Consider the following 1,430-nt stretch of genomic DNA (forward strand, 5'->3'; position numbering starts at 1 on the left):
GCCACTTCACTGAGGGCTTTGGCATTGTTCTGGTTGCCTTCCAGTTGTTGTTTGGCTGTTTGCGCTTCGAGGTGTTCGCCTTGTGCTTGTTGTTGTGCATGGGTGCTGATCAGTAAGCCTTCTCCTGCTCGAATCGCGCCCCATTGGTCCGTGCGTAGTTCAAAGCCTTCGCCTCGGTCTTCGCTTTCTGCTTCTGATTTGGGATGGCTGAGTTTGCCGAGATTGAGTTGGCTGGCTGCATGGCTGCTTTGTAGTTGTGCGCTGATCTGTCCAGTGGTGTCGTCAAAACGGAGTTGGTTGTAACCTGAACCTTGGTATTCTTTGGATTTGATCCCTGCAAGTTTTTTGGTATCTGGCAGTTGTCCTTGGTCATCGAATTTTGTCGGACTGCGTTGTGCTTCGTGCAGTCGTCCTGTGACATAAGGTCGGTCGATGTTGCCGTCAAAGAAGTCGATCACCACGATTTCACCAATGCGTGGCAGGAAGCGTGCGCCATAGCCTTCGCCTGCCCATGGAGTGAGTACATCAACCCATGCTGAATCGGTATCGTTGTCGTTACTGCCTGCACCACCATCGTGTTGATGGTCGTCATTTCGAGTGAACAGAAAGCGGACTTTGATTCTGCCCCATTCATCGACATGGATTTCTTCACCTGATGGTCCAACCACTTTGGCGCGTTGTGGATGGGCTGCTGGGCGGTGTTGTAGGGGTTGGTATTCGGGTACGGTTTTGATGCTGCGACGTTGTAGCGTCAGTTGGTTGGCTTGGCGTTCTTCGCTCTTGTTTGTGTGCTTGTGGTCTTGCTGCCATTGGCTTTGATCGATCAAGCTTTGGATTTGTTGGTTTAAGTCTTTGGGTAGGTTGTTTTGGTTGTAGTAGTTTTTAGCAATGATCAGAAATTCTTGGTCTGATCCGCTGTGTTGGTCGATCTCTGGGTGTTCGTTCAGTTTAAACCAGTAGCCCACTTGGCTATCGCGTACGGTGGTATGGGCAATAAATTGTTTGGCTTGGGCATCGTGGTAGTGGCTGAGGTTTTGGTTGAGTTTTTCAATTTGGTTGTTGCCTGATGCGGTTGCGCCATCTTCGCCATTTAGGTCCTGCATCCATGCTGGGGTGAAGTGCCATGCATCTTCGAGTCCCAAGCTGGCATTGTCGTGTTGTTCGCTATGCCGATGTTTGCTTTGGACGCTGCCTGCACCGTCTTCTTGTTCTAAGGCATCAGCTTGCCAGCGTTGGACATGCACTGCGGTGGGTTGTAGAGAACGTTCCGCAATGAGGCTGGTCATGCTGTCGTATTGTTCGGTGGCACTGCTGCGATGGTAGCGAATCGTTCTTCGATTTAAGGCTTGGTATTGGTTGTTGTCATCGATCAAACGAAGTTTTTGGGCTTGGATTGGGCTATTGCTGTTGGCAACGTTGAGTTGGGCTTC

General features: G+C 50.5%; 1 protein-coding gene. It reads right to left on the bottom strand.

Features of this window, described 5'->3' with window-relative positions; all coding sequences use genetic code 11:
- A partial coding sequence (locus tag EAH57_RS15780; protein WP_147440132.1) for a type VI secretion system Vgr family protein occupies window positions 1–1,430 on the bottom strand: 1,430 nt, incomplete at both ends.

The sequence above is a fragment of the Acinetobacter sp. 2JN-4 genome (assembly GCF_003687745.1).
Lineage (GTDB): Bacteria > Pseudomonadota > Gammaproteobacteria > Pseudomonadales > Moraxellaceae > Acinetobacter > Acinetobacter halotolerans.